24 protein-coding genes are annotated in these 25,388 nt (G+C 63.8%); 1 reads left to right on the forward strand and 23 read right to left on the reverse strand.

The genetic code is table 11. The annotated features are described in order from the left end of the window. Window positions 1-76 precede the first annotated feature (76 nt). From atpD to CupriaWKF_RS16880, 14 genes are all read right to left on the reverse strand, one after another. Window positions 77-1,480 (reverse strand): F0F1 ATP synthase subunit beta, encoded by a 1,404-nt coding sequence (atpD, locus tag CupriaWKF_RS16815; protein ID WP_276098921.1) that lies wholly within the window; start codon window positions 1,478-1,480, stop codon window positions 77-79. A 33-nt stretch (window positions 1,481-1,513) separates the two neighbouring features. After that, window positions 1,514-2,389 carry a F0F1 ATP synthase subunit gamma gene (gene atpG / locus CupriaWKF_RS16820; RefSeq protein ID WP_276098922.1) on the reverse strand — a complete coding sequence of 292 codons (876 nt, stop codon included), beginning with the start codon at window positions 2,387-2,389 and terminating at the stop codon, window positions 1,514-1,516. A 76-nt stretch (window positions 2,390-2,465) separates the two neighbouring features. Then, window positions 2,466-4,007 (reverse strand): F0F1 ATP synthase subunit alpha, encoded by a 1,542-nt coding sequence (gene atpA / locus CupriaWKF_RS16825; protein ID WP_276098923.1) that lies wholly within the window; start codon window positions 4,005-4,007, stop codon window positions 2,466-2,468. Window positions 4,008-4,045: 38 nt separating this feature from the next. Then, complete coding sequence (locus tag CupriaWKF_RS16830) at window positions 4,046-4,585, reverse strand: F0F1 ATP synthase subunit delta (protein ID WP_276098924.1); 540 nt, start codon at window positions 4,583-4,585, stop codon at window positions 4,046-4,048. A gap of 2 nt (window positions 4,586-4,587) precedes the next feature. Continuing rightward, a complete protein-coding gene (locus CupriaWKF_RS16835; protein WP_276098925.1) occupies window positions 4,588-5,058 on the reverse strand; it encodes a F0F1 ATP synthase subunit B in 471 nt (156 codons plus the stop codon). 98 nt (window positions 5,059-5,156) lie between these two features. Next, a complete protein-coding gene (gene atpE, locus CupriaWKF_RS16840) occupies window positions 5,157-5,423 on the reverse strand; it encodes a F0F1 ATP synthase subunit C (protein ID WP_013958389.1) in 267 nt (88 codons plus the stop codon). Window positions 5,424-5,494: 71 nt separating this feature from the next. Then, the gene (gene atpB, locus CupriaWKF_RS16845) at window positions 5,495-6,361 is read right to left on the reverse strand and encodes a F0F1 ATP synthase subunit A (protein WP_276098926.1); all 867 of its coding nucleotides are present in this window, start codon (window positions 6,359-6,361) and stop codon (window positions 5,495-5,497) included. A gap of 235 nt (window positions 6,362-6,596) precedes the next feature. Beyond that, window positions 6,597-7,115: an ATP synthase subunit I gene (locus tag CupriaWKF_RS16850; RefSeq protein WP_276100853.1), complete on the reverse strand. Its 519-nt coding sequence runs from the start codon at window positions 7,113-7,115 to the stop codon at window positions 6,597-6,599. 305 nt (window positions 7,116-7,420) lie between these two features. Further along, on the reverse strand, window positions 7,421-8,323 hold the full coding sequence (locus CupriaWKF_RS16855) for a ParB/RepB/Spo0J family partition protein (RefSeq protein WP_276098927.1): 903 nt from the start codon (window positions 8,321-8,323) through the stop codon (window positions 7,421-7,423). 2 nt (window positions 8,324-8,325) lie between these two features. After that, on the reverse strand, window positions 8,326-9,132 hold the full coding sequence (locus CupriaWKF_RS16860) for a ParA family protein (RefSeq protein ID WP_276098928.1): 807 nt from the start codon (window positions 9,130-9,132) through the stop codon (window positions 8,326-8,328). 84 nt (window positions 9,133-9,216) lie between these two features. After that, window positions 9,217-9,924: a 16S rRNA (guanine(527)-N(7))-methyltransferase RsmG gene (rsmG, locus tag CupriaWKF_RS16865; RefSeq protein WP_276098929.1), complete on the reverse strand. Its 708-nt coding sequence runs from the start codon at window positions 9,922-9,924 to the stop codon at window positions 9,217-9,219. Then, entirely contained in the window at window positions 9,925-11,865 is a 1,941-nt protein-coding gene (gene mnmG, locus CupriaWKF_RS16870) for a tRNA uridine-5-carboxymethylaminomethyl(34) synthesis enzyme MnmG (protein ID WP_276098930.1), read from the reverse strand. Window positions 11,866-12,062: 197 nt separating this feature from the next. Continuing rightward, window positions 12,063-12,932 (reverse strand): N-formylglutamate amidohydrolase, encoded by an 870-nt coding sequence (locus tag CupriaWKF_RS16875; RefSeq protein WP_276098931.1) that lies wholly within the window; start codon window positions 12,930-12,932, stop codon window positions 12,063-12,065. Between the two features lie 3 nt (window positions 12,933-12,935). After that, window positions 12,936-13,931 carry a tripartite tricarboxylate transporter substrate binding protein BugE gene (locus tag CupriaWKF_RS16880; protein WP_276098932.1) on the reverse strand — a complete coding sequence of 332 codons (996 nt, stop codon included), beginning with the start codon at window positions 13,929-13,931 and terminating at the stop codon, window positions 12,936-12,938. 120 nt (window positions 13,932-14,051) lie between these two features. Between CupriaWKF_RS16880 and CupriaWKF_RS16885 the strand changes: the two genes are divergently transcribed. Beyond that, window positions 14,052-14,993, forward strand: a complete 942-nt coding sequence (locus CupriaWKF_RS16885; RefSeq protein WP_276098933.1) for a LysR substrate-binding domain-containing protein — start codon at window positions 14,052-14,054, stop codon at window positions 14,991-14,993. Between the two features lie 228 nt (window positions 14,994-15,221). On the opposite strand, the gene CupriaWKF_RS16890 is transcribed toward CupriaWKF_RS16885, so the two are convergent. The 9 genes from CupriaWKF_RS16890 to CupriaWKF_RS16930 all read right to left on the reverse strand — a co-directional run bounded on the left by CupriaWKF_RS16890 (window position 15,222) and on the right by CupriaWKF_RS16930 (window position 25,378). Then, window positions 15,222-15,965 carry an ABC transporter ATP-binding protein gene (locus CupriaWKF_RS16890; RefSeq protein WP_276098934.1) on the reverse strand — a complete coding sequence of 248 codons (744 nt, stop codon included), beginning with the start codon at window positions 15,963-15,965 and terminating at the stop codon, window positions 15,222-15,224. A gap of 22 nt (window positions 15,966-15,987) precedes the next feature. Continuing rightward, on the reverse strand, window positions 15,988-17,829 hold the full coding sequence (locus CupriaWKF_RS16895) for an ATP-binding cassette domain-containing protein (RefSeq protein ID WP_276098935.1): 1,842 nt from the start codon (window positions 17,827-17,829) through the stop codon (window positions 15,988-15,990). A 3-nt stretch (window positions 17,830-17,832) separates the two neighbouring features. Then, window positions 17,833-18,885, reverse strand: coding sequence for a branched-chain amino acid ABC transporter permease (locus tag CupriaWKF_RS16900; RefSeq protein ID WP_276098936.1), 1,053 nt, complete (start codon window positions 18,883-18,885; stop codon window positions 17,833-17,835). Window positions 18,886-19,098: 213 nt separating this feature from the next. Beyond that, window positions 19,099-20,250 (reverse strand): ABC transporter substrate-binding protein, encoded by a 1,152-nt coding sequence (locus CupriaWKF_RS16905; RefSeq protein ID WP_276098937.1) that lies wholly within the window; start codon window positions 20,248-20,250, stop codon window positions 19,099-19,101. A gap of 298 nt (window positions 20,251-20,548) precedes the next feature. Continuing rightward, window positions 20,549-21,307, reverse strand: a complete 759-nt coding sequence (locus CupriaWKF_RS16910) for a TSUP family transporter (RefSeq protein ID WP_276098938.1) — start codon at window positions 21,305-21,307, stop codon at window positions 20,549-20,551. Window positions 21,308-21,372: 65 nt separating this feature from the next. Continuing rightward, window positions 21,373-21,870, reverse strand: coding sequence for a hypothetical protein (locus tag CupriaWKF_RS16915; RefSeq protein ID WP_276098939.1), 498 nt, complete (start codon window positions 21,868-21,870; stop codon window positions 21,373-21,375). 309 nt (window positions 21,871-22,179) lie between these two features. After that, on the reverse strand, window positions 22,180-23,208 hold the full coding sequence (locus CupriaWKF_RS16920; RefSeq protein ID WP_276098940.1) for a branched-chain amino acid ABC transporter permease: 1,029 nt from the start codon (window positions 23,206-23,208) through the stop codon (window positions 22,180-22,182). After that, window positions 23,208-24,092 (reverse strand): branched-chain amino acid ABC transporter permease, encoded by an 885-nt coding sequence (locus tag CupriaWKF_RS16925; protein WP_211946071.1) that lies wholly within the window; start codon window positions 24,090-24,092, stop codon window positions 23,208-23,210. Before CupriaWKF_RS16925 ends, CupriaWKF_RS16920 begins: the two co-directional genes overlap by 1 nt. A gap of 77 nt (window positions 24,093-24,169) precedes the next feature. Then, window positions 24,170-25,378 carry an ABC transporter substrate-binding protein gene (locus CupriaWKF_RS16930; RefSeq protein ID WP_276098941.1) on the reverse strand — a complete coding sequence of 403 codons (1,209 nt, stop codon included), beginning with the start codon at window positions 25,376-25,378 and terminating at the stop codon, window positions 24,170-24,172. Between the last annotated feature and the right edge of the window lie 10 nt (window positions 25,379-25,388).

A 25,388-nucleotide genomic window follows, 5' to 3' on the forward strand; every position in this document is an offset into this window, starting at 1 on the left:
TCACTTCTGACGGCAGGCCGCGCGAGGCAGCATGCCGCCACTCCCGCACCGGGGCGCGGGAGCGTCAAAGCGAGGCTTACTGGAGCTTCTTGGCCTTCTCGAAGGCTTCGTCGATCGAGCCGACCATGTAGAACGCCTGCTCGGGCAGGTGATCGCACTCGCCATCCACCAGCATCTTGAAACCACGGATGGTTTCCTTCAGCGGCACGTACTTGCCCGGCGAACCCGTGAACACTTCGGCCACGTGGAACGGCTGCGACAGGAAACGCTGGATCTTACGCGCGCGGTTCACGGCCATCTTGTCTTCCGGCGACAGTTCGTCCATGCCCAGAATCGCGATGATGTCGCGCAGTTCCTTGTAGCGCTGCAGGGTCTGCTGGACCGCGCGCGCGACGTTGTAGTGCTCCTGGCCCACAACCTGCGGGTCCATCTGGCGCGAGGTCGAGTCAAGCGGGTCCACTGCGGGGTAGATACCGAGAGCAGCGATGTCACGCGACAGCACCAGGGTCGAGTCCAGGTGCAGGAAGGTGGTAGCCGGCGACGGGTCGGTCAAGTCATCCGCAGGCACGTACACGGCCTGGATCGACGTAATCGAGCCAGTCTTGGTCGACGTAATGCGCTCCTGCAGCTTGCCCATTTCTTCGGCCAGCGTCGGCTGGTAGCCCACGGCGGAAGGCATACGGCCCAGCAGTGCCGACACTTCGGTACCGGCCAGCGTGTAGCGGTAGATGTTGTCGACGAAGAACAGGATGTCGCGGCCCTCGTCGCGGAACTTCTCGGCCATGGTCAGGCCGGAAAGTGCCACGCGCAGACGGTTGCCCGGCGGCTCGTTCATCTGGCCGAACACCATGGCCACCTTGTCGAGCACGTTGGATTCCTTCATTTCGTGGTAGAAGTCGTTCCCTTCACGGGTACGCTCGCCCACGCCGGCGAACACCGACAGACCGCTGTGCTGCTTGGCAATGTTGTTGATGAGCTCCATCATGTTGACGGTCTTGCCCACGCCGGCACCGCCGAACAGACCCACCTTGCCGCCCTTTGCGAACGGGCAGATCAGGTCGATCACCTTGATGCCGGTTTCCAGCAGGTCAGTCGAAGGCGACAGTTCGTCGAACTTCGGTGCCTTCTGGTGAATCGCGCGGCGCTCGTCCGAAGCGATCGGGCCGGCTTCGTCGATGGGACGACCCAGCACGTCCATGATGCGGCCCAGCGTGCCTTGACCCACCGGCACCGAGATCGGCGCTTCGGTGTTCTTCACGGCCATGCCGCGGCGCAGGCCGTCCGACGAGCCGAGGGCAATGGTACGCACCACGCCGTCACCCAGCTGCTGCTGGACTTCGAACGTCAGGCCTTTTTCGGCAAACGACGTTTCGCCGCTGTCTTCCAGCACCAGCGCGTGGTACACCTTCGGCATTGCGTCGCGCGGGAACTCGATGTCCACCACGGCGCCAATGCACTGCACAATATTTCCGATACTCATTTCGTATCTCCGATAGCTTGAATTCTTGACGCCTCAGACCGCTGCCGCGCCGCTGACGATCTCCGACAGTTCCTTGGTGATCGCTGCCTGCCGGGTCTTGTTGTAGTCCAGCTGCAGTTCGCCGATCACGTTCTTCGCGTTGTCGGATGCTGCCTTCATGGCCACCATGCGCGCCGACTGCTCGGACGCCATGTTCTCGGCCACGGCCTGGTACACCAGCGCCTCGACGTAGCGGACCAACAGCTCTTCCACCACGGTCTGCGCGTCAGGCTCGTAGATGTAGTCCCACGAGTAGGCGCGCTTCTCTTCTTCCGTCTGCGACAGCTTGTCGGCGGCGAGCGGCAGGAGCTGCTCAACCATCGGTTCCTGCTTCATCGTGTTGATGAACTTGGTGTACGCCAGGTACACCGCGTCGACTTCACCATTGGTGAATGCATCGAGCTGGACCTTGACCGCGCCGATCAGCTTTTCCAGGTGCGGGGTATCGCCGAGCTGGACCACATTCGAGGCCACCTTGGCGCCGATGCGGCTCAGGAACTGCAGGCCCTTGCTGCCGATGGCCGTGGCTTGCACATCCACGCCGCGGCCCTGCAGGCTCTTCAGCTCGTTGGTCACCGCACGCAACACGTTCGTGTTCAGACCGCCGCACAGCCCCTTGTCGGTCGTGACCACGATCATGCCGACGCGCTTGACTTCGCGCTCCTGCATGAACGGATGCTTGAACTCGGGGTTGGCCGAAGCCAGGTGCGCCGCGATGTTGCGCACTTTTTCGGCATAGGGACGGGCATTGCGCATCCGTTCCTGCGCCTTGCGCATCTTGGATGCGGCGACCATCTCCATCGCCTTGGTGATCTTGCGCGTGTTTTGCACGCTCTTGATCTTGGTTCGAATTTCTTTCGTTCCGGCCATATCTTCCTCTCCGTCCGAACCACTGCCACGCCTGAAAGCTCAGGCGCGCCAGTGGTGTCGTGGAATCACGCGGTGGTTAGAACGCGGCGGACTTCTTGAAATCCTCGATCGCGGCACGCAGGGCGGGCTCATCTTCCTTCGAGAGCACCTTGGTCTCTTCGATGCGGTTGATGAGATCGGCGTACTTGGTCTTCAGATGGTCGTGCAGGCCCTTCTCGAACGGCAGAATGTCCTTCACTTCCACGTTGTCGAGGAAGCCGTTGTTGGCTGCGAACAGCGAGGCCGACAGCTGCCACACCTGTTGCGGCTGGTATTGCGCCTGCTTGAGCAGTTCGGTCACGCGGCGGCCGCGCTCGAGCTGCTTGCGGGTGGCGTCGTCCAGGTCCGAAGCGAACTGCGCGAACGCAGCCAGTTCACGGTACTGGGCCAGGTCGGTACGGATACCGCCGGCCAGGTTCTTCACCACCTTGGTCTGGGCGGCACCGCCCACGCGCGACACCGAGATACCGGCGTTGATGGCGGGACGGATACCGGCGTTGAACAGGTCGGTTTCCAGGAAGATCTGACCGTCGGTAATCGAGATCACGTTGGTCGGCACGAACGCGGACACGTCGCCGGCCTGCGTTTCGATCACCGGCAGCGCGGTCAGCGAACCGGTCTTGCCCTTGACAGCACCCTTGGTGAACTGCTCGACATAGTGCTCGTTCACACGCGCGGCACGCTCCAGCAGGCGCGAGTGCAGGTAGAACACGTCGCCCGGGTAGGCTTCGCGGCCCGGCGGGCGGCGCAGCAGCAGCGACACCTGGCGGTAGGCCCAGGCTTGCTTGGTCAGGTCGTCATAGACGATCAGCGCGTCTTCGCCGCGGTCGCGGAAGTATTCGCCCATCGTGCAGCCGGCATAGGCAGCCAGGTACTGCATGGCGGCCGAGTCCGAAGCGGCGGCGGCCACGACGACGGTGTATTCCATCGCGCCGTGCTCTTCGAGCTTGCGCACCACGTTGGCGATCGTCGAAGCCTTCTGGCCAATGGCGACGTACACGCAGTACATGCCCTTGCCCTTCTGGTTGATGATCGCGTCGACGGCCACGGCGGTCTTGCCGGTCTGGCGGTCGCCAATGATCAGCTCACGCTGGCCACGGCCGATCGGCACCATCGCGTCGATCGACTTCAGGCCGGTCTGCACCGGCTGGCTCACCGACTGACGCGCGATCACGCCCGGCGCGACCTTTTCGATCACGTCGGTTTCCTTCGCGTTGATCGGGCCCTTGCCGTCGATCGGCTGGCCCAGCGTGTTCACCACGCGGCCTAGCAGTTCCTTGCCGACGGGCACTTCCAGAATGCGACCGGTGCACTTGACCGTGTCGCCTTCCGAAATGTGTTCGTAGTCGCCCAGCACCACGGCGCCGACCGAGTCGCGCTCGAGGTTCAGCGCGAGGCCGAAGGTGTTGCCCGGGAATTCCAGCATCTCGCCCTGCATCACGCCAGACAGGCCATGCACGCGGCAGATACCATCGGTCACGGAAATCACCGTGCCGGTGTTGCGCACTTCAGCTTCGGCGCCAAGACCCGAGATGCGGGACTTGATCAGCTCGCTGATTTCTGAGGGGTTCAGTTGCATCACAATGCTCCTAATTCTTCAATCCGACGGACGGCCGATCAGACGGCGGTCAGCGCGGTTTGCATGGCAGCCAGGCGCGCACGCACGGAGGTGTCGAGCACTTCGTCGCCGACCTTGACGCTCACGCCGCCGATCAGGGACGGATCCACCGCCACCTTCGCGTGCAGCTTGCGGCCGAACTTGCGTTCGAGTGCAGCGACCAGGTCGTTCAGTGGCTGACCATCCAGCGGGAATGCACTGGTGATCTCGACGTCCGACGAGCCTTCGCGGGCGTTCTTGAGCGCATGGAACTGCTCGGCGACTTCCGGCATCACCGTCAGGCGGTTGTTCTCCACCAGCAGGTTGACGAAGCGGCGAGCCTCGTCATTGACCGGGGACTTCACCAGCGACAGGAACAGTTCGGCCAGCTTCTGGCCGGGAATGTTCGGATCGTCGGCGAGCGCCTTCATGTCGGGGTTGGCGGCAATCAGCCCCATCTCCGACACCAGCTCGGACCATGCACCCAGATTGCCGGCTTCGCTGGCGACGCGGAACAGCGCCTCAGCGTAGGGACGGGCAATGGTTGCGGTTTCGGCCATGATTAGAGCTCAGCTTTGAGTTGATTGAGCAGATCCGTGTGGACCTGCGCGTTCACTTCGCGCTTGAGGATCTGCTCAGCACCCTTGACAGCCAGCACAGCGACCTGGTCGCGCAGATCTTCACGTGCGCGGGTCACTTGCTGCTCTGCCTCGGCCTTGGCCTGGGCAATGATGCGTGCGGCTTCCGCCTGGGCGTTATGCTTGATCTCGTCGGCCGTCAGCTGGGCGCGCTTCTCGGCGTCAGCGACGCGTTGAGCACCCTCGGTGCGGGCTTCGGCCATAGCCTGGTCCACACGCTTGCTGGCGAGTTCAAGCTCGGCCTTGCCCTTCTCGGCAGCGGCGAGGCCATCGGCGATCTTCCTTGCGCGTTCGTCGAGCGCCTTCACCAGCGGCGGCCAAATGAATTTGGCAACAACCCACCACAGGATGAAGAACACGACCATCTGCGCAAAAAACGTTGCGTTCAGATTCATGGTGTGTTCCTTTCGGTAATCAAACTACAGATAAATGCGCAAGGGCGGCCAGGCTAGTGGCCCGCGCCGCCCGTCAGCATCATGCAGACCGAAAAGAATTACTTGATGACAGCCAGCAGCGGGTTGGCGAAGGCGAACAGCATTGCAACACCCACACCGATCAGGAATGCCGCGTCGATCAGGCCAGCCAGCAGGAACATCTTGGTTTGCAGCGGGTTCATCAGCTCGGGCTGACGTGCGCAGGCTTCGATGTACTTGCCGCCCATCAGGGCGATACCCAGGCAGGCGCCGATAGCGCCCAGACCGATGATGATGCCGATACCGATGGCGGTCAGACCCTGGATGTTGGCGAGAAATGCTTGCATGATGACTCCTTTAATTTAGAGAGACTTAGAACCAAAAAACCAAAAAACCAAAAACCTAAAACCTGTGTCGATCAGTGGTGATCGTGAGCCTGGCCGATGTACACCAGCGTCAGCATCATGAAAATAAAGGCCTGCAGCAGCACGATCAGGATGTGGAAGATCGCCCAGACCGTGCCGGCAACGACGTGGCCGACAAAGCCCAGTGCAGACAGGTCGGCGCTGAACGTCCAGATCGAACCCAGCAGCGCGATCAGCAGGAACACGAGTTCGCCGGCATACATGTTGCCGAACAACCGCATGCCGAGCGACACGGCCTTGGCCAGGAACTCAATGATGTTCAGGATCAGGTTGAACGGGGCCAGGTACCACTTGGCGCCGAACGGGGCCGAGAACAGTTCGTGCATGAAGCCGCCCGCGCCCTTGATCTTGAAGCTGTAGTAGATCATCAGCACCAGCACCGAGCACGACATGCCCAGCGTGCCGTTCAGGTCGGCCGTGGCCACTGCGCGGTGGTGCGGAAGATGGATGTGGAAAATACCGAGGAGCTGGTTCAGGCCGGTGACCCAGTCGACCGGAATCAGGTCGATGGCGTTCATCATGGTGATCCAGCAGAACACCATCAGCGCCAGCGGAGCAATCCACGAACGGTCGCCGTGAATGATGCCCTTGGCCTGGTCGTCGACCATCTCGACAATCATCTCGACGAAGGCCTGGAAGCGGCCCGGCACGCCCGCGCTGACGCGGCGCGCGGCAGCGAAGAGGAAGATCACGGCGATGGCGCCGCACAGCACGGACCAGAACACCGTGTCATAGTTGAGCACGGAGAAATCGACCACCGACGCCTGCTTGCCGCCGACCGAGTTCAGGTTCTGCAAGTGTTCGGCGATATAGCCGGAGGGTGTCAGCGCGTGTTCGGCGCCTTGGATAGCTTCTGACATGTCGAAACGAACGGTATATTGCGAAATCGTTGAGCCGGCACCCTCGCATTGGCGGGCAGCCGGTACGCGTCTTGCATTGCCTTCGGCCATCGTGGCCGGTCACCGCCATGCAAGCGGGTCAAACTTTGTTGGCCCACGGTTTCACAAGTGTGAAACCCTGCGCCACGTATCTTGATATTCCGTTTTGGTGCCCCATCTCTCCGGGAAGCACACACTTCGTGCGGCCGGCCTGGCGTTACCGAATTGCCAGGGCCACCACCCAATACGTCTTGAGCGCAAGCAGGAACGTGACGAGCATCGGCACCCAACGCAGATCGCGGTACAGCACCACCACCAGCACGAACAGTGCGACGGTGGCGAACACCTTGATCGCCTCGCCCATCACCAGCCCGCCCACCGACGCCCGATCGCGCGCCATCCACAGGCGGAACGCGAAAAATCCGCTCGGTACGAAACACACTGCGCCACCGAACATCGCGGACCAGCCATACGGCCCTGCCTGCTTGCCGAACAACGCCCAGCACAATGCCGACAGCAGGGTCACAACCACCTGCGCCAGCACGATCTTGCCGGGTGTCATGCGCGAAGGCCGCAACGCGCGTTCGCCAAACAGCGTCACCGCCTCGGCGTGTGACAGCGGATCGACAGCTTCTTCCTCACGTTCTGCGTCAGAATCCCAGTCATCACTGCGGGCGTTTACCTGACGCGAATCGTTGTGCTGCTGACGGTCTCGTACCACTACTGCCTGCCTCATCCGGGCCGGAACTTTTCGGCCCGACCAGAATTCAAACCGCACGATTTTAAGGGGAACTACTGAGTCGCGTCAATGTGCTTACAGTTTGCTTGCAATGGCAAACTGCACAACGGTTGCTATCACGATTGCATGATGGCTTCGTTGAAATTGCGCGACAACGACGCTTGACGTAATTGGATTGCGCAACTCGCGTGACGCATGATGGTGGATTCGCGACTGCCCGGTGCGTTAACCGAACATCGGATTGTTTACTGCTGCGCGAATGCAACAGTGAGCAGGAAAATGGCCGTTTATCGCGCAGCTTTTCAGGCGACTCGTTGCCCTTCGTCCGCATCGCGCAAGCGCGCGAGCACGCCATCGAGGGCTTCGTTATTGCTGAAGTGGATGGTGAGCTGGCCCTTGCCACGCACGCCGAGCTTGATCTGCACCGACAGTCCCAGCGCATCCGACAGTTCTTCTTCGAGCCGCGCGACATCGCGCATGCCGTTGCCGGTCTTATGCTTGAGCGACTTCAGTTCGAACGGCTTGAGCGTGGATGCCACGAGCTTCTCGGTCTCGCGTACCGACAGCCGCTTGTTGATGATCTGGTTGGCCAGCGTGATCTGGTTCGCGCCGTCGACGGCCAGCAGCGCACGCGCGTGCCCCATGTCGAGATCGCCCGCCATCAGCATGGTCTGCACTGGCGCCGCCAGGTTCAGCAGGCGCAGCAGATTGGACACCGCGCTGCGCGAGCGGCCCACCGACTCGGCAGCCTGTTCATGCGTAAAGCGGAACTCGCGGATCAGGCGCATGATGCCCTGCGCTTCTTCCAGCGGATTCAGGTCTTCGCGCTGAATGTTCTCGATCAGCGCCATGGCCGCCGCTGCTTCGTCGGCAACTTCCTTCACGAGCACCGGCACCTTGTCGAGCCCCGCGATGCGCGAGGCACGGAAGCGCCGTTCGCCCGCAATGATCTCGTAGCGGTCGAGCTCTGCCACGCGCCGCACCAGGATTGGCTGCATCAGGCCTTGCGCGCGGATGCTCGCCGCAAGCTCCTGCAGGGCGCCCTCATCCATGCGCGTGCGCGGCTGGTACTTGCCCGGTTGAAGCTGGTCCAGTCGCAGCACGGTGGGCGCGCCCTCCTGCTTGGCGGTCTCGACGATCTCGGCCGGACCTCCCAGCAGGGCTTCCAGGCCGCGGCCCAGACCCTTCTTTTTCACGGTGCTCATGGTCACTGTCCTTGCATGGCGGTGGCAGCTTCCGGCGCCGACAGCTGCCTGACACGGGCGATCATCTCGGCGCCGAAGTCGAGATATGCCTTGGCACCCTTCGACGACGGATCGAAGGCAACGCCCGGCATGCCATAAGACGGCGCCTCGGCCAGGCGCACATTGCGCGGGATCAGGGTCTTGAAGACCTTGTCGCCAAAATGCGATTCGAGCTGCGCCGATACCTGCTGCTGCAGCGTGACGCGCGGATCGAACATGACGCGCAGCAGGCCGATCACCTTCAGTTCACGGTTCAGGTTCGCATGTACCTGCTTGATGGTATTGACCAGATCGGACAAGCCTTCGAGCGCGAAGTACTCGCACTGCATCGGCACGATCACGCCGTGCGCTGCGCACAGACCGTTCAGCGTCAGCAGCGACAGTGACGGGGGGCAGTCGATCAGCACGAAGTCGTATTCATCGTCGACCTCGGCAATGGCTTGCTTGAGCCGGCGCTCGCGCTGGTCCAGTTCCACGAGTTCGACTTCCGCGCCCGCCAGCTCGCGATTGGCGGGCAGCACATCGTACTTGCCGGTCTCGGAGCGCTGGCGAGCCTGCGCAACCGAGGCCAGCCCGACCAGTACCTGGTACACACTGTGTTCCAGCGACTGCTTGTCGATACCCGAGCCCATCGAGGCATTGCCCTGCGGATCCAGGTCGACCAGCAGCACGCGCTGGTCCTGCGCAGCCAGTCCTGCGGCGAGGTTCACCGTCGTGGTGGTCTTGCCCACCCCGCCCTTCTGGTTCGCGATCACGAATACCTTGGCCATATGCTTCTGAGGCTCCCGATTGAATTCTTTATCCGGCGCGGCCCGTTTTGGCCCGTCCAGCTCGCGGCGCACGCGCCGCCAAAATCATTTGCGCGACAAGAACACCAGGTGACGCTCAGCGTCCAGCCCGGGAACCGTCAGTCGCCTTACCTCTTCCACGTGCCATGCAGCCATCAGGCCGGCCGCTTCCATGCGGTCGAGTTCGGCCTGCGGATAGACGCCCTTCATCGCAATCAGCCTCCCTGCCGGCGCCAGCAGCTGGCCGGAGAGGTTGACGAAGTCCGTCAGCTCGGCGAACGCACGTGACGTAATCACCGCGAACTTATCGGCGTCTTCAAGCTTCTCGACCGGACCCCAGTGTGCCGCCGCATTCGGCAAGCCCAGTTGAGCACGGCACTGTGTCAGGAAGGCGGTCTTCTTCTGCACGATGTCGACCATCAGCACCGAGACATCCGGGCACGAAATCGCCAGCGGCAGGCCTGGCATGCCGCCGCCCGATCCGACGTCAAGCACCCTGCCCCGGGCGCCACCGGCAACCGCCGCCGAGCGCGCCGCCTCCGCCAGTGCCGGAACCGCAGCCAGCGAGTCCAGCAGATGGTGCGTCAGCATTTCATCGGGATGGCGAATCGCGGTGAGGTTATAGACGCCGTTCCACTTGCGCAGCAGCGCGAGGTAGGCGAACAGCTTCTCGATGCGATCCGGCGGCAAGGCCAGCGCGATCTCTGCGAGGCCGGCCTCCAGGCGACGACGCTGGGCCGCGTCGTCGATCACGGTGTGTCGTTGGCCCGCCACTCAGGCAGCCTCTTGAGAGTTGCCGGAACGGGTACGCCCCAGCCCCTTCTTCTTCAGGTGTACCAAGAGCAGCGAGATCGCCGCCGGCGTCACGCCCGAAATGCGCGAGGCTTGCCCCAGCGTCTCGGGCCGATGCTGGTTCAGCTTCTGGCTGACCTCGAAGCCGAGGCCGCGCACTTCGGTGTAGTCCAGCCCTTCCGGCAGGCGCGTCGACTCGTTGGCTTCGAGCTTGTCCACTTCCGCCGCCTGGCGGGTGATATAGCCGTGGTACTTGATGCCAATCTCGATCTGCTCGCGGATCTGGTCCACCAGCAACGGATCCGCGTCGAGCGGGGCTTCCGGTGCATGACGACCGCCCTGCAGCGCCATCAGGCTGTCATAGCGGACCTCCGGGCGGCGCAACAAGTCCGCCAGGCTGTACTCGCGTTCGATCGGCTTGCCCAGCAGCGGCACGGCGTCTTCGGCCGGCAGGAGGGTCGGATTGACCCAGGTGCTCTTCAGGCGCTCTGTTTCACGTGAAACAGCATCGCGCTTGCGGTTGAAAGCATCCCAGCGAACGTCATCGACCACGCCGAGTTCGCGGCCGATCTCGGTCAGGCGCATATCGGCGTTGTCTTCACGCAAGCTCAGGCGGAACTCGGCGCGGCTGGTGAACATGCGGTACGGCTCGGTCACGCCACGCGTGATCAGGTCGTCGACCAGCACGCCCAGGTAAGCCTGGTCACGGCGCGGCGTCCAGGCATCGCGCTCGCGCACGTAGCAGCCAGCGTTGATGCCTGCGAGCAGGCCCTGTGCGGCAGCCTCTTCATAGCCGGTGGTGCCGTTGATCTGGCCGGCAAAGAACAGCCCGCTGATCGCCTTGCTTTCCAGCGACGCCTTGAGCGCACGCGGATCGAAGTAGTCGTATTCGATGGCGTAGCCGGGACGCAGGATGTGCGCGTTCTCCAGGCCACGGATCGAATGCACCAGCTCGAGCTGCACGTCGAAAGGCAAGCTCGTGGAGATGCCGTTCGGGTAGAACTCGTTGGTCGTCAGCCCTTCGGGCTCCAGGAAGATCTGGTGGCTGTCCTTGCTGGCAAAGCGATGGATCTTGTCCTCGATGCTCGGGCAGTAACGCGGCCCTACCCCTTCGATCACGCCCGTGTACATCGGCGAGCGGTCGAGCCCGCCGCGGATGATGTCGTGGGTACGGCTGTTGGTATGGCTGATCCAGCACGGAAGCTGCTGCGGATGCTGTTCAGGACGGCCCAGGAACGAGAACACCGGCACCGGATCCAGATCGCCGGGCTGCTCTTCCATCACCGAAAAGTCGATGGTGCGGCCATCGATACGCGGCGGCGTGCCGGTCTTCAGCCGGCCCTGCGGCAGCCTCAGCTCCTTGAGTCGGGCCGACAGCGACACCGAAGCGGGGTCACCCGCGCGGCCGCCCGTATAGTTGTCCAGGCCTACGTGGATCTTGCCGTCCAGGAACGTACCGGCCGTCAGCACCACCGCGCGGGCGCGAAAAGCGATGCCAACCTGCGTCACGGCGCCGACAACGCGATCCCGTTCCACCAGCAGATCGTCCACGGCCTGCTGGAACAGCATCAGGTTCGGCTGGTTCTCCAGGCGGGTGCGGATGGCCTTGCGGTACAGCACGCGATCGGCCTGGGCACGCGTTGCGCGCACAGCCGGGCCCTTGCTGGAGTTAAGGATGCGGAACTGAATCCCCGCCTCGTCCGTGGCAGCAGCCATCGCGCCGCCCATGGCATCCACTTCCTTGACCAGATGCCCCTTGCCAATGCCGCCAATCGACGGATTGCAGCTCATCTGCCCAAGCGTCTCGATGTTATGGGTCAGCAACAGCGTCTGGCAGCCCATCCGGGCAGCAGCCAGGGCGGCCTCCGTGCCGGCGTGACCACCACCGACGACAATGACATCGAACTCTTTTGGGTAAAGCATGGGACACCTCCTCCGGGAGGCTGGCGGGAACAATCGGGATGTCGAATTATAGCGGCAATCGACTGGGGGCTTTTCAGGGCCCGCCATGTTTCACGTGAAACATGACGCTTGCGATACCCGATTGACGCCGAGTGTGTTCCACGTGAAACAAAAAGGCCGGGCACAAGGCCCGGCCGGATGTTTCACGTGGAACAACCCTAGATTTGCCGCCGCACGTACTCAGCAATTCGCAGCGTCAACAACGTCAGATCCCGTTGTAGGGCAGCAAAACCATCATTGCGCTCACGCGTCTGCTCATCCATATAAAGCGGGCGCCGGATTTCGATCTGCAGGCTGTTGCGTCGCTCTGCCGGACGCCCGATCTGGGCGATCAGTTGCACGCCCTTGTACGGGTCGTTGCGCGCGACGGTATAACCCATCCTACGAAGCTCGGCTTCCACCAGATCGACCAGCCCGGGTTCGCAGGTACTGCCGTCCCGGTCTCCCAGCACGAAATCCGCCAGCGGGTGCGGGCTCTGGATCTTGAGCCGCTCATAGGCGTTGTTCGGCATCGAGTGCAGATTCAGGTGCCAGACTGCGCCGAAGCGGCGGTGGGCACCCTCCACTGCCTCGGCCAGCGCCGCATGATAGGGCCGGTAGTAGTGGTCGATACGGGACCGGACTTCGGCTACTGCGAGCCTGCGGTCGTAGATCGGCGTCGCGGCGTCGATATTTCGCCAGATCAGGCCGTAGCCCAGACGGGTTTTCTCGCCCGGTGCGAGCGGCGTCGGCCAGGGCCCGTCCAACTGCTCCGGATCCATGTCATCCAGCATGCGATTCGGATCGATGTACACACGCGGAAAGGTTGCGGCAAGCAGTGTGCCGCCCACCCGGGGGATCGCCTCCCACAGCGCATCGACGTGGGTGTCCTCGCCAGCGCGCAGGCGCTCGGGTGCGACGGCAGCGCCGAAGTCGGCCGGGTAGACGGTGCCGCTGTGCGGCGAGTCACACACCAGTGGCAGGGCCTCGGCCTCCGGCAAAGCCAGCGTGAACGGCGCGATGACTTCCGATTCCATTGCTTCAGCCATGCTTCAGTCCAATTGGATGTTGGCAGCCTTGGCCACGCGCGCATAGCGCGCCATGGTCTGCTGGATCTGTGCCTTGAACTGCTCCGGCGTATTCGGCACCAGCGTGCCGCCCGACTCCTCCACCTTCCGCTTGAACTCGGGGTTCTGCATGGCCTTGTGGATCGCCTGGTTCAGCCGGTTGACGATGGCCGGGGGCGTCCCGGCCGGCGCCACAATGCCGAACCAGCCGCCATCGCCCATCTCCTTGAAGCCCAGCTCCGCATAAGTGGGTACGTTCGGCAGTTGCGGCGAGCGGCTCGGGCCAAGCACGGCCAGCGCGCGCAACCGGCCCGATTTCACGTGGGGCAGCGCGGATGACAGGTTGTCGCTGATCGCATTGACCTGCCCTGCCACGGCATCATTGAGCCCCAGCCCGGCGCCCTTGTATGGCACGTGCAGCAGCTTGATCTTGGCCAGCATCATGAAGTACTCGATATTCACGTGGCCCAGGGAGCCGACACCTGGCGAGGCAATCGTGTACTTGCCCGGGTTGGCCTTGGCCAGGGCAATGAATTCCTGCATGGTCTTGGCCGGTACGCTCGGATGCACCGTAAACACGCTCGGGACCGCCACCACATTGGTTACGGGGGCAAAGTCCTTGATCGGGTCGTACTTCAGCTTGGGAAAGACCGCCGGGTTGGAGCCATGGGTGCTGACCGTGGCCATGCCGATGGTGTAGCCGTCCGGGTCTGCCTTGGCGACCTGCTCCATGCCCACCGAGCCCCCTGCCCCGCCCTTGTTCTCGACCACGATGGGCTGGCCCAGCTCACGTCCGGCGAACTCCGCCACCAGGCGTGCCGACAGGTCCGTCGAGCCGCCTGCCGCGAACGGCACAATCAGGCGAATGGGGCGGCTGGGATAGGGAGCCTGGGCAAGGGCGCTGCCGGCAAAAGCAAGCGTGGCGGCAGCCGCGGCGCCGGACAGCATGAGTTGGCGGCGCGACATCCGGACTCGGGTCATGGGCTTTCTCCTGTTTTATGGTGTGCAATGAGCGCCGAGTGTCGACCGTTTACCCATGCGAGGCAAACGACTATATTGCACCTTCGCATTACCAAAGTTCATCCTCGACGTCCCCGACCCATGCGGCTGCATTCCCCCTCCATGTCCGAGCTGCATGCTTTCGCCGCCGTCGCACGACTGGGCAGTTTCACCCGTGCGGCCGAAACGCTATGCGTCACGCAAGGGGCCATCAGCCGCGCCATTGCCAGGCTGGAGGAGCACTTCGGTCAGCCGCTGATCCAGCGCAATGCGCATCGCCTGATGCTGACCGGCGCCGGGCAGCAATTGCTGGATGCGGTGGCGGGTCCCCTGGCCGCCATCGAGAATGCCAGTGCGGCACTGCGCGCCGGCGACCGCAGCCACCACCTCACCTTGTCCGTTGTCCCGACGCTCGCCAGCGTCTGGCTGGTGCCCCGGCTGCCCGAGTTCCATCGGCGGCACCCGGAAATCCGGCTCGACTTCGTGCCCTACCGTCGCGATGAGGACTTCTCAGGCGCAGTGCCCGATGCGGCGGTGCTGGCCGGCGAGGCCAGCAAGTGGCCCGGCCTGCAGGTGGACTATGTGGTGGGACATGAAATGGTACCGGTCTGCCATCCCGAACGGGCGCGCCAGCGGCACGCCGCCGGGCGCTGGAAGGAGCCGGCCGAACTGCTCAAAGAACCCCTGCTCTACCACACCACCGCCCCCACCAACTGGCAGAACTGGCTGCGGGCGGCAGGCGTACCCAACGCTGCGCCAACGCTATCAACCGGCTTCGATCAAGTGTCGATCCTGATCCAGGCGGTGCGCGCCGACATGGGCGTGGCCGTGCTGCAGCGCTGCCTGCTGCATGACGAACTGGCCTCCGGACGCGTGGTAGCACCCTTCAATCTTCCAATACGGCTGCAGCGCGGCTACTTTCTTTGCACACCCAGGGAACGGCGCGATCATCCTGCTCTGCGGTGCTTCCGAGAATGGCTGTTGGAAACGGCGGCACAGGACTCAGCGCAAGCTGTCGGCGATGATCATTCGCCTGAGAGATGATCTTCTCAAATTAATGGTAAGAGGAATTCATTAAATGAATGAAAACTCTGTGCCCATTCAGCAACTATTCACCGCAAAGATTTTTCGTTCGACTAGATAGTCACAAACATCTTTCATCCGAATATTCTTGGATGACGCAGGGGCTTTGATCCGGGTTACATCCACCCGATAAATAAAAAGACCCGCAAACGCGGGCCGAACTATTCATCAATCAACTAATCCTGCGATTCACGCCGCCTTCTTCGCCAGCCCCAGGTAGGTTTCTATCACCTTCGGATTGCTGGCCAGTTCCGCCGCCGGTCCTTCCATCGCCAAATCGCCGGTCTCGATCACATAGCCGTAGTCCGCCACCTGCAGCGCCGCGCGCGCGTTCTGCTCGATCAGCAGCGTCGCCACGCCGGTCTGGCGCAGGTTGCTGATGATGTGGAAGATCTCCTTCACGATCAGCGGCGCCAGCCCGAGGCTCGGCTCATCGAGCATCAGCAGCTGCGGCTTGGCCATCAGCGCACGGCCCACCGCGAGCATCTGGCGCTCGCCGCCCGACAGCGTGCCGGCGTCCTGCCGCGCGCGCTCGCGCAGGCGTGGGAACAGGTCGTAGACCACGTCCATCTGATCCAGGAAATTCTTCTCGCGCGCACGCTTGCGGCGGAAGGCGCCAAGCAGCAGGTTGTCTTCCACCGTCATCGACGCGAACAGCTCGCGCTTCTCCGGCACCAGGCACATGCCGCGCGCCACGCGCCCTTCCACCGGGATGCCGGCCATATCGTGGCCGAGATAGCTGACGGTGCCAGTGGCCGAGCCGGTGACGGGCAGCGCGCCCATGATGGCGTTCAGCATGGTCGACTTGCCTGCGCCATTGGGGCCGATCACGGTCACGATCTTGCCGGCATCCACCTTCAGGCTCACGCCGTGCAACGCTTCCACCTTGCCGTAGCGGACGTGGAGGTCCTTCACTTCGAGGATCGGGCTCATCTTGCGTTCCTTGTCCACACCGTTACTCCACGCCGCCGAGGTAGGCCTCGAGCACGGCCGAGTTCTTTTGAACCTCCTCGGGCACGCCTTCGGCAATGCGCGTGCCGAACTCCATCACCACGAGGCGGTCGGTCAGGTTCATCACGAAGTCCATGTCGTGCTCCACCAGCAGTACGCTCATGCCTTCCGACCGGAGCTTGCGCAGCAATTCGGCCAGCGCCTGCTTCTCCTTGTAGCGCAGGCCCGCCGCGGGCTCGTCGAGCAGCAGCAGCGCCGGGTCGCAGCACAGTGCGCGCGCGATCTCCAGGATGCGTTGCTGCCCCAGCGCGAGGCTGCCGGCCTCCATGTACATGCAGTCCGCAAGACCCACGCGCTCCAGCTGGCGACGCGCCTCGAACAAGAGCTTGTCCTCCTCGGCGCGGTTCATGCGCAGCATCGCCGCGCAGACACCGCCCTGCGCGCGGAAGTCGCCGCGCAGGTGCGCGCCGATCGCCACGTTCTCAAGCACCGTCATGGTCGGCAGCAGGTGCACGTGCTGGAACGTGCGGCCGATGCCGCGCTTGACGATCTCGCGCGAGGGCAGGCCCGATATCATGTCGCCGCGATAGCGCACCTCGCCGCGCGTCACCGGCAGCACGCCGGTGACCAGGTTGAACGTAGTTGACTTGCCTGCGCCGTTCGGGCCGATCAGGCCGACGATCTCGCCGGCCCGCACCTGGAAGCTCACGTCGTTCACCGCCACCAGCCCGCCGAACTGCTTGCGCGCGGCGCGCACGTCGAGGATCAGTTCGCCGGCCTCGGGCTTCTGCCGTACCGGCAGCGCGTCGGCGGCTTGCGGTGCCTGCACCGGCGGCCCCGACGGAAACAAGCGGCGCAGGAACGGCCAGAGGCCATCGCGCGCGTATTGCAACAGCAGCACCAGCAGCACGCCGAACACGATGATCTCGAAGTTCCCGTTGGCACCGAGCAGCTTCGGCAGCAGCCCCTGCAGCGTGTCCTTGAGGATCGTCAGCAGGCCGGCACCCAGCACCGCGCCCCACACGTGGCCCACGCCGCCGACCACGGCCATGAACAGGTATTCGATGCCGTAGTTCAGGCCGAACGGCGTCGGGTTCACCGCGCGCTGCAGGTGCGCATAGAGAAAGCCCGAGATGCACGCCAGCACCGCCGCCACCACGAACACCACGACCTTCATCCACGCGGTGTTCACGCCCATCGCCTCGGCCATCACGCCGCCGCCCTTGAGCGCTCGCATGGCGCGGCCCGGACGCGAGTTGAGCAGGTTCTGCACGGCCAGCACGGCGAGCAGCACCACGGCCCAGATCAGGTAGAACATCGAACGGCCCGACTGCAGCTCGACGCCGAACAACGACAGCACCGGAATGCCATTGAGCCCGTCGTACTTGCCCAGGAACTCCAGGTTGCCGAACAGGAAGAACAGCGAAAGGCCCCACGCAATGGTGGCAAGCGGCAGATAGTGGCCGGACATGCGCATCGTGATCAGCCCGATCACGTACGCGCAGGCCATGGTGATCACCAGTCCCACCAGCAGGCCGAACCACGGCGACAGCCCGAACTGCGTGGTCAGGTACGCGGTGCTGTAGGCACCGAGCCCGACGAACGCCGCCTGCCCGAACGACGTCATGCCGCCCACGCCCGTCAGCAGCACGAGCCCGATCGCCACGATGCTGTACAGGCCGATGTAGTTGCCCAGCGTGATCCAGAACTCCGGCGTAGGCAGCACCGGCAGCAACGCCAGCACCGCGATGAACAGCACTGTCAGCACGCGGTTGCGCTGCAGCCTGGCGCGGCTGCCGGCGCGTTCGCCGCCCACGGCGGCTTGCTTGTCAGTCAGCATCGTCATGGCTTACTCCTCTTCCTCGACGTGCTTGCCCGTGAGCGAGCGCCACAGCAACACCGGAATGATCAGCGTAAAGACAATGACCTCCTTGAACGCGCTGGCCCAGAAGGACGAATACGATTCCAGCAGCCCCACCAGCAGCGCACCCAGTGCTGCGATCGGGTAGCTCACCAGCCCGCCGACGATCGCGCCGACAAAGCCCTTCAGGCCCACCAGGAAGCCCGACTCGTAGTACACGGTCGTCAGCGGCGCGATCAGGATGCCGCACAGCGCGCCCATGGCCGCGGCCAGCGTGAACGACAGCCGCCCCGCCTGCGTGGTGCCGATACCGACCAGGCGCGCGCCCAGCCGGTTCACCGCCGTCGCGCGCAGCGCCTTGCCTTGCAGCGTGCGCTCAAAATAGAAATACAGCGCGCCGATCAGCAGCGCCGACATCCCCACGACCCACAGGCTCTGCCCCGAGATGCTGAGGCTGCCCACTTCGAAGCGCGCATCGGAGAATGCCTCGGTGCGCGAGCCTTCGGCGCCGAACATCACCAGCCCCAGCCCCACCAGCGCGAAATGCACGCCGACCGAGACGATCAGCAGCACCAGCGTGCTCGCTTCGGCCAGCGGCTGGTAGGCAAGGCGGTACAGCATCGGCCCGAGCGGAATGATGACCAGCAGCGTCAGCGCGATCTGCGCCAGCATCGGCAACGGCTGCGCGCCGTACTGCTGGACCAGCCCGTGCACCACCAGCGGAAACACCAGGTACTTGCCGGCCAGCACGCCGAGCCTGCGCCCGAGCGTACGGCGCAGTTCCGCGCTGCGCAGCACGGTCACGGTCTCATACAGGAAGGTCAGCACGCCCATGACCAGCAGCAGCCAGCTCGTCTGCGGCGCATGCCCACTCTGCATGGCCGCCAGCGTGAGCGCGCCATAGGCAACGAACTCCCCTTGCGGGATGAAGATGACGCGGGTCACCGAAAACACCAGCACCAGTGCCAGCGCCAGCAGCGCGTAGATCGCGCCTGATGTGATCCCGTCCTGCGCCAGGATGGCGGCAATCGAAAGGTCCATTGTCTCCCCGTGTTGTGAAATGATCTGCCTGCAAGCCAAGGGGCGGACAGGGCGCGAGTATGCGCTGGGTGCGCTGGGATTACGGAATGGTAAACGGGTTGCCTATTGCAGAAATACAGGGCAACCCTAATGCACTGATGCGCACGAAAAAAGAAAGCGCATGGGTTTCACCATGCGCCTTCCCTTGCTACACGTCCAGCCACTGCAAGCCGCTTACTTGGTCAGCAGCTTCCACTTGCCGTCGACGATCTGCACCATCACGCGCGAGCGCTGATCGAAGCCGAGGTGGTCGGTCGGGCTCATGTTCATGATGCCGTGCGATACCGGCAGATTCTTGGTCTGCTCCATGGCGTCGCGCAGTGCCTTGCGGAACTCCCTGGTGCCCGGCTGGCCCTTTTTCAGCGCCTCGGGAATCGCGTGCTGCAGGATCAGGCCCGCGTCCCACGCATGGCCGCCGAAGGTCGACACCTGGCCGCCAAAGGCCTTCTCGTAGGCGGTCTTGTAGGTCATGGCCGGCTTCTTGACGGGGTTGCTGTCTGGCAGCTGCTCGGCCACCAGCAGCGGGCCCGCCGGCAGCAAGGTGCCTTCGCAGTCCTTGCCGCACACGCGCAGGAAGTCGGGGTTGGCCACGCCATGGGTCTGGTAGATCTTGCCCTTGTAGCCGCGCTCCTTGAGCGCCTTGGCCGGCAGCGCCGCGGGCGTACCCGAGCCTGCGATCAGCACGGCGTCGGCATTGCTGCCCATCATCTTCAGGACCTGGCCGGTCACCGAGGTATCGGTGCGCGCGAAGCGCTCATTGGCGACGACCTTGATCTTGCGCATGTCCGCCACCTTGGCGAATTCCTGCGCCCAGCTGTCGCCGTAGGCATCCGCGAAGCCGATGAACGCCACCGTCTTCACGTTGTTGTTGGTCATGTGCTCGGCAATTGCCGTGGCCATGTGCGAATCGTTCTGCGGCGTCTTGAAGACCCAGGCGCGCTTGGCGTCCATGGGCTCGATGATGCGGGCCGAGGCGGCCATGGTGATCATCGGCGTCTCGTTCTCGGCCACGATGTCGACCATGGCCAGCGAGTTCGGTGTCACGGTGGAACCCACCACCACGTCGACCTTGTCCTCGCTGATCAGCTTGCGCGTGTTCTTGACGGCCGTCGTGGTGTCGGAGGCGTCATCCAGGACGATGTACTCGACCTTCTTGCCCGCGATCTCCTTGGGCATCAGCGTGAAGGTGTTCTTCTCCGGGATGCCCAGCGATGCCGCCGGACCCGTAGCCGACACCGTGACCCCTACCTTGACCTGTGCGCTGGCAGTGCCGGCAACAAGGGCGGCAGCAGCGATGGCCAGCAGGCTGGCGCGCTTGAAGTTCATCTTGTCTCCTTCGGTTCCTGCAAACGGAAAGGCATCCGTACGGCCCCGGCCGTCGGATGCCTCTATTTGTTTTTGCGACCCCTCGGGTCAGCGCAGGCACATCGCTGGCACCTGCGTACTGCCAGGAAGGAGATGATTCCTCCCGTCTTTCCCGTCCGCACCACTCCCCGGAAATGCCGCGGGCCATTTCCCGACCGCTCGGTCGGGAATGTGAATCGAGTCTAACACAGCGATTTAGCGCCACCAGCCGGATTAACCCGCATCGCGGCACGGCACGGCATGGCATGGCGCGGCAAACTCAGCGCACGAAGGCGTCCCACGCCGTCTTCAGGATCAGCGCGCTGACCACCACGATGAACACCTTGCGCACGAAGCCGCTGCCGTGGCGAAGCGCCAGCCGGCTGCCTACCTGGCTGCCGGCCACGTTGGCCACGGCCATGACCGCGCCGAGCTGCCACCAGATATGGCCCTTGCTGGCCAGCAGCAGCAGCGCCGCGAGGTTGGTGGCCATGTTCACCACCTTGGTCGAAGCCGAGGCGTGCAGGAAGTCATAGCCGAACACGCGCACGAACACGATCATCAGGAAGCTGCCGGTGCCGGGCCCGAACACGCCGTCGTAGAAACCGATCGCCGCGCCCGCGAGCAACGCCGCCGCGCGCTCGCGCGCGCCGCTGAGCGATGGCGCGTGCTCGGTGCCCAGGTCCTTCTTGGCCACGGTATAGACCAGCAGCGTCACCAGCACGAACGGCAGCGCCTTGCGCAGCGGCTCGGCCGGAATCATGGTCAGCGCCCAGGCACCGGCCATCGAGAACACGAATGCCGCTATCACGGCTGGCGCCGTCGCCGCCCAGTAGATGCGCACGCTGCGCCCGTAGCGGATCGCCGCATTGGCCGTACCGGCGACCGAGGCTATCTTGTTGGTGCCGAGCAGCGTGGCCGGCGGCATGCCGGGAAAGGCCGAAAACAGCGCGGGGATCTGGACCAGGCCGCCGCCACCGGCCACCGCGTCGATCAGGCCGGCGAGAAAGGCGGCTACCGCCAGGAATGCGAACTCCATGATTGCAGGAAGAGAAGAGGAAGAAGGACGAAAGGAAGGGGGAAGCTGCGCGGCGCGCCGGGCACTTAGCCCAGCGTCTTGGGTGCCGGCACCAGGACGCGATGCCAGAGCCCGCTGGCATGCCGGGCGAATCCTGCCGGCGGCGTCTCGCTGGCCAGGCCAGGGGCCAGCAGGACATGGCGGATGCCGTGGGCCCGGCACCAGTCGGCCAGCGTCGCCAGGCAGGCATCGAGGCCGCCCGGGCCCGCTGCTGCTGCGTTGGGCGACCACCACTCCATAGCGCACGCGACGCGCCCCCCGAGCTCAAGACTCGGGACCAGCGCCACCGGCAGGCAGGCGACGATTTCGCCACCTTCACGGGTCGCCAGCAGGCATGCCCCTTGTCCCGTCTGTGCCAGCAGTCCCTCCAGCACCAGCGTACGTGCGCGCGCCGCAGGCACCGGCAACGGCACGGCAGCCTGCAGCCAGGCGTCGAGTACGCGTGCGTCGGCGCTTACGCCAAGGCGTACCTGGTGCTGCGGGAACAATTCGGAATATTGGGGGGAAGCGGGATCGGACGGCATGGCGTGCTGGAAAGCAAGCCCGCATTGTCTCATGTGCCTCAAGCGCGGTGATGCCGTTGCGGCATCGCCGCCCTGAATTGGTGCGGGTGATGCAATCACCACCCGTGAATGAAAAAAGCGTTGCCGAGGATCACCCGGCAACGCCCTTTATTTATAACGCTGCTACCCGACACCGGGTGCGCGCCTGTCGTCTCCTCGCTTCCGCCTCCATCTAACCTGCGAAAACCGTGTGTGAAATGTAACGAAGCGGTGCAGATGGGACAAGCTAGAAGAAACCCTAGCCCCAATATCGGGCATGTCGACCTGTGATCACTCCTGCTTGCGGCTGAAGAGCGCGTTCAGTTCGCCCATGATGCCGCGGCGGAAGGTCAGCACGCAGATCACGAAGATCGCGCCGATCACCATGGTCACCGACTCGCCCAGCGAGTTGAACCACTGGATGCCCGTGGCCGAGGCCAGGAACGAGCCGATGTCGCCAAGCTTGTTCTCCAGCGCCACCACCACGAAGGCGCCGACAATCGGGCCCGACAAGGTGCCCAGACCGCCCACCAGCGTCATCAGGATCACCGAGCCCGACATCGACCAGTGCACGTCGGTCAGCGTCTCGAAGCCGAGCACCAGCGCCTTGATCGAACCCGCGAGACCGGACAGCGCCGCCGACAGCACGAAGGCAGTCAGCTTGAAGCGGTCGACATCATAGCCAAGCGAGATCGCGCGCGGCTCGTTCTCCTTGATCGCCTTCAGGATCTGGCCGAATGGCGAATGCACGGTGCGCACGATCAGCGCAAAGGCCGCCACGATGATCGCCAGCGCCACGTAGTACAGCGTCAGGTCGTCCGACAGCGACAGCACGCCGAACAGCTTGCCGCGCGGGATGCCCTGCAGGCCGTCCTCGCCGCCCGTGAACGGCGCCTGCAGGCAGATGAAGAACAGCATCTGCGCCAGCGCCAGCGTGATCATCGAGAAGTAGATGCCCTGGCGGCGGATGGCCAGCGAGCCGACCACGTAGCCGATCAGTGCGCCCCCTGCGGTGCCCAGGATCAGCCCGATCTCCGGCGTCACGCCCCACACCTTCATGGCTTCGCCCGAGATATAGCCTGCGCCGCCGAAGAAGGCCGCATGGCCGAACGACAGCAGCCCCGTATAGCCGATCAGCAGGTTGAACGCGCACGCGAACAGCGCAAAGCACAGCACCTTGAGCACGAACACCGGGTAGGCGCCAGCCATCGGCGCCACGATCAGCGCCAGCAGCAACAATCCGTACAACAGTTTTTTCTGCACGCCGTGGCCCTCTTTCGCCTGTGCGCCCTTGATCGTCACGGTGGATTCCGCACGCATCACTTCTCCCTCCCGAACAGTCCGGCCGGACGCAGCAGCAGCACGATCACCATGATGAAGAACACCACGGTCGACGATGCCTCAGGATAGAACACCTTGGTCAGCCCTTCGATCACGCCCAGCCCCAGGCCGGTAAGGATCGACCCCATGATCGAGCCCATGCCGCCGATCACCACCACCGCGAACACGATGATGATCAGGTTCTGTCCCATCAGCGGCGAGATCTGGATCACCGGCGCCGCCAGCACGCCCGCGAACGCGGCCAGCGCCACGCCGAAGCCGTAGGTCAGCGTCACCATCAGTGGCACGTTGACGCCGAAGGCCTCCACCATCTTCGGGTTCTCGGTGCCGGCGCGTAGGTAGGCGCCAAGCTTGGTCTTCTCGATCACGTACCAGGTGGCGAAGCACACCGCCAGCGAAGCCACCACTACCCAGGCCCGGTAGTTGGGCAGGATCATGAAGCCGAGGTCGGTGGCGCCCTGCAGCGCGTCGGGTGTCTGGTATGGCAAGCCCGACACGCCGTAGATCGAACGGAAGATGCCTTCGATCACCAGCGTGATGCCCAGCGTCAGCAGCAGGCCGTAGATATGGTCCAGCTTGTAGATCCAGCGCAGCATGGTCTTCTCGATGACCACGCCCAGCACCGCGACCACCAGCGGGGACAGGGCCAGCATGACCCAGTAGTTGAGCCCGGCGTACTCCATGCCCATCCAGGCCAGCACCGCGCCGAGCATGAACAGCGCGCCGTGCGCGAAATTGATGACATTGAGCAGGCCGAAGATCACCGCCAGGCCCAGGCTCAGCATCGCATAGAAGGCGCCATTGACGAGGCCCAGCAGGAGCTGGGACAGCATGGCGGGAAGGGGGATTCCGAAGATGTCCATAGGCATCCGTTGCTGTTTGTATCTCCCCTCTCCCGCAGGCGGGAGAGAGGAGCAAACCGTCGCAGCGCTGCTGACGGTTACTTCTTAAACATCGCGCACTTCGACTCGGCCACCGTGGTGAAGACCTGGTCGCCCGGAATCGTCGCGACGATCTTCATGTAATCCCACGGCTTCTTGGACTCGGCCGGGGCCTTCACCTGCATCAGGTACATGTCGTGAATGCCGCGGCCATCCTGGCGGATATAGCCCTTGGTGTAGAAGTCGTTGATCTTGGTCTTCTTCAGTTCGGCCATGACCTTGTCCGGGTCATCCGTCTTGACCGCGGCCACGGCCTTCAGGTAGGTGCTGACGGCCGAGTAGTCGGCGGCCTGCAGGCTGCTCGGCATCTTCTTCATCTTGCTGAAGTACCGGTTGGCGAACTTGCGGGTGTCGTCGTTCATGTCCCAGTACCAGCTGTCGGTCATCAGCAGGCCTTCGGTGTTCTTCAGCCCCAGGCTGTGGACGTCGTTGATGAACATCAGCAGGCCGGCGATCTTCATCGTCTTGGTGATGCCGAACTCCTTGGCCGCCTTGATCGCGTTGATGGTGTCGCCACCGGCGTTGGCCAGGCCAAGGATCTGCGCCTTGGACGACTGCGCCTGCAGCAGGAACGACGAGAAGTCCGACGCCGACAGCGGATGGCGCACCGAACCCACCACCGTACCGCCATTGGCCTTCACCACCGCCGCGGCATCGCTCTCCAGCGAGTGGCCGAAGGCATAGTCAGCAGTCAGGAAGAACCACGACTTGCCGCCCTGCTTCACCACCGGGATGGCGGTGCCCTTGGCCAGCGCCACGGTGTCGTAGGCGTAGTGCACCGTGTACGGCGAGCACTCTTCGTTGGTCAGGCGCGCCGAGCCGGCGCCGACGTTGATATAGACGCGCTTTTTATCCAGGGCCACCTTGCTCATGGCCAGCCCGGCACCGGAGTTGGTACCGCCGATCAGCACGTCCAGGCCCTGCTGGTCCATCCATTCGCGTGCCTTGGACGCGGCAATGTCGGCCTTGTTCTGGTGGTCGGCAGTGACCAGTTCGATGGGCTTGCCCAGCACCTTGCCGCCCGCATCCTCGATGGCCATCTTGATGGCCTCGGCGCCGCCCTGCCCGTCGATATCGGCATACAGGCCCGACAGGTCGGTGATGTAGCCGATCTTGACGGTATCGCCCGATACCTGCGCGGCGGCGTTGAACGAAACAGCACCCATGGCAATGGCCGCCATCGCGGCCGCGAGCCGAGTCTTCTTCATAGCGAGTCTC

This window comes from Cupriavidus sp. WKF15 (assembly GCF_029278605.1).
In the GTDB taxonomy this organism is placed as follows: Bacteria; Pseudomonadota; Gammaproteobacteria; order Burkholderiales; family Burkholderiaceae; genus Cupriavidus.

What these genes read in the sequence shown, in the direction of transcription:
- atpA (WP_276098923.1), bottom strand. Translation starts at nt 4,007, where the DNA reads ATGCAACTGAACCCCTCAGAAATCAGCGAGCTGATCAAGTCCCGCATC.
- atpG (WP_276098922.1), bottom strand. Translation starts at nt 2,389, where the DNA reads ATGGCCGGAACGAAAGAAATTCGAACCAAGATCAAGAGCGTGCAAAAC.
- atpB (WP_276098926.1), bottom strand. Translation starts at nt 6,361, where the DNA reads ATGTCAGAAGCTATCCAAGGCGCCGAACACGCGCTGACACCCTCCGGC.
- mnmG (WP_276098930.1), bottom strand. Translation starts at nt 11,865, where the DNA reads ATGCTTTACCCAAAAGAGTTCGATGTCATTGTCGTCGGTGGTGGTCAC.
- CupriaWKF_RS16895 (WP_276098935.1), bottom strand. Translation starts at nt 17,829, where the DNA reads ATGACGATGCTGACTGACAAGCAAGCCGCCGTGGGCGGCGAACGCGCC.
- CupriaWKF_RS16915 (WP_276098939.1), bottom strand. Translation starts at nt 21,870, where the DNA reads ATGCCGTCCGATCCCGCTTCCCCCCAATATTCCGAATTGTTCCCGCAG.
- atpD (WP_276098921.1), bottom strand. Translation starts at nt 1,480, where the DNA reads ATGAGTATCGGAAATATTGTGCAGTGCATTGGCGCCGTGGTGGACATC.
- CupriaWKF_RS16835 (WP_276098925.1), bottom strand. Translation starts at nt 5,058, where the DNA reads ATGAATCTGAACGCAACGTTTTTTGCGCAGATGGTCGTGTTCTTCATC.
- CupriaWKF_RS16875 (WP_276098931.1), bottom strand. Translation starts at nt 12,932, where the DNA reads ATGGCTGAAGCAATGGAATCGGAAGTCATCGCGCCGTTCACGCTGGCT.
- CupriaWKF_RS16900 (WP_276098936.1), bottom strand. Translation starts at nt 18,885, where the DNA reads ATGGACCTTTCGATTGCCGCCATCCTGGCGCAGGACGGGATCACATCA.
- CupriaWKF_RS16860 (WP_276098928.1), bottom strand. Translation starts at nt 9,132, where the DNA reads ATGGCCAAGGTATTCGTGATCGCGAACCAGAAGGGCGGGGTGGGCAAG.
- CupriaWKF_RS16925 (WP_211946071.1), bottom strand. Translation starts at nt 24,092, where the DNA reads ATGGACATCTTCGGAATCCCCCTTCCCGCCATGCTGTCCCAGCTCCTG.
- atpE (WP_013958389.1), bottom strand. Translation starts at nt 5,423, where the DNA reads ATGCAAGCATTTCTCGCCAACATCCAGGGTCTGACCGCCATCGGTATC.
- CupriaWKF_RS16855 (WP_276098927.1), bottom strand. Translation starts at nt 8,323, where the DNA reads ATGAGCACCGTGAAAAAGAAGGGTCTGGGCCGCGGCCTGGAAGCCCTG.
- CupriaWKF_RS16880 (WP_276098932.1), bottom strand. Translation starts at nt 13,931, where the DNA reads ATGACCCGAGTCCGGATGTCGCGCCGCCAACTCATGCTGTCCGGCGCC.
- CupriaWKF_RS16850 (WP_276100853.1), bottom strand. Translation starts at nt 7,115, where the DNA reads ATGAGGCAGGCAGTAGTGGTACGAGACCGTCAGCAGCACAACGATTCG.
- CupriaWKF_RS16920 (WP_276098940.1), bottom strand. Translation starts at nt 23,208, where the DNA reads ATGCGTGCGGAATCCACCGTGACGATCAAGGGCGCACAGGCGAAAGAG.
- CupriaWKF_RS16830 (WP_276098924.1), bottom strand. Translation starts at nt 4,585, where the DNA reads ATGGCCGAAACCGCAACCATTGCCCGTCCCTACGCTGAGGCGCTGTTC.
- CupriaWKF_RS16910 (WP_276098938.1), bottom strand. Translation starts at nt 21,307, where the DNA reads ATGGAGTTCGCATTCCTGGCGGTAGCCGCCTTTCTCGCCGGCCTGATC.
- CupriaWKF_RS16930 (WP_276098941.1), bottom strand. Translation starts at nt 25,378, where the DNA reads ATGAAGAAGACTCGGCTCGCGGCCGCGATGGCGGCCATTGCCATGGGT.
- CupriaWKF_RS16905 (WP_276098937.1), bottom strand. Translation starts at nt 20,250, where the DNA reads ATGAACTTCAAGCGCGCCAGCCTGCTGGCCATCGCTGCTGCCGCCCTT.
- CupriaWKF_RS16885 (WP_276098933.1), top strand. Translation starts at nt 14,052, where the DNA reads ATGCGGCTGCATTCCCCCTCCATGTCCGAGCTGCATGCTTTCGCCGCC.
- CupriaWKF_RS16890 (WP_276098934.1), bottom strand. Translation starts at nt 15,965, where the DNA reads ATGAGCCCGATCCTCGAAGTGAAGGACCTCCACGTCCGCTACGGCAAG.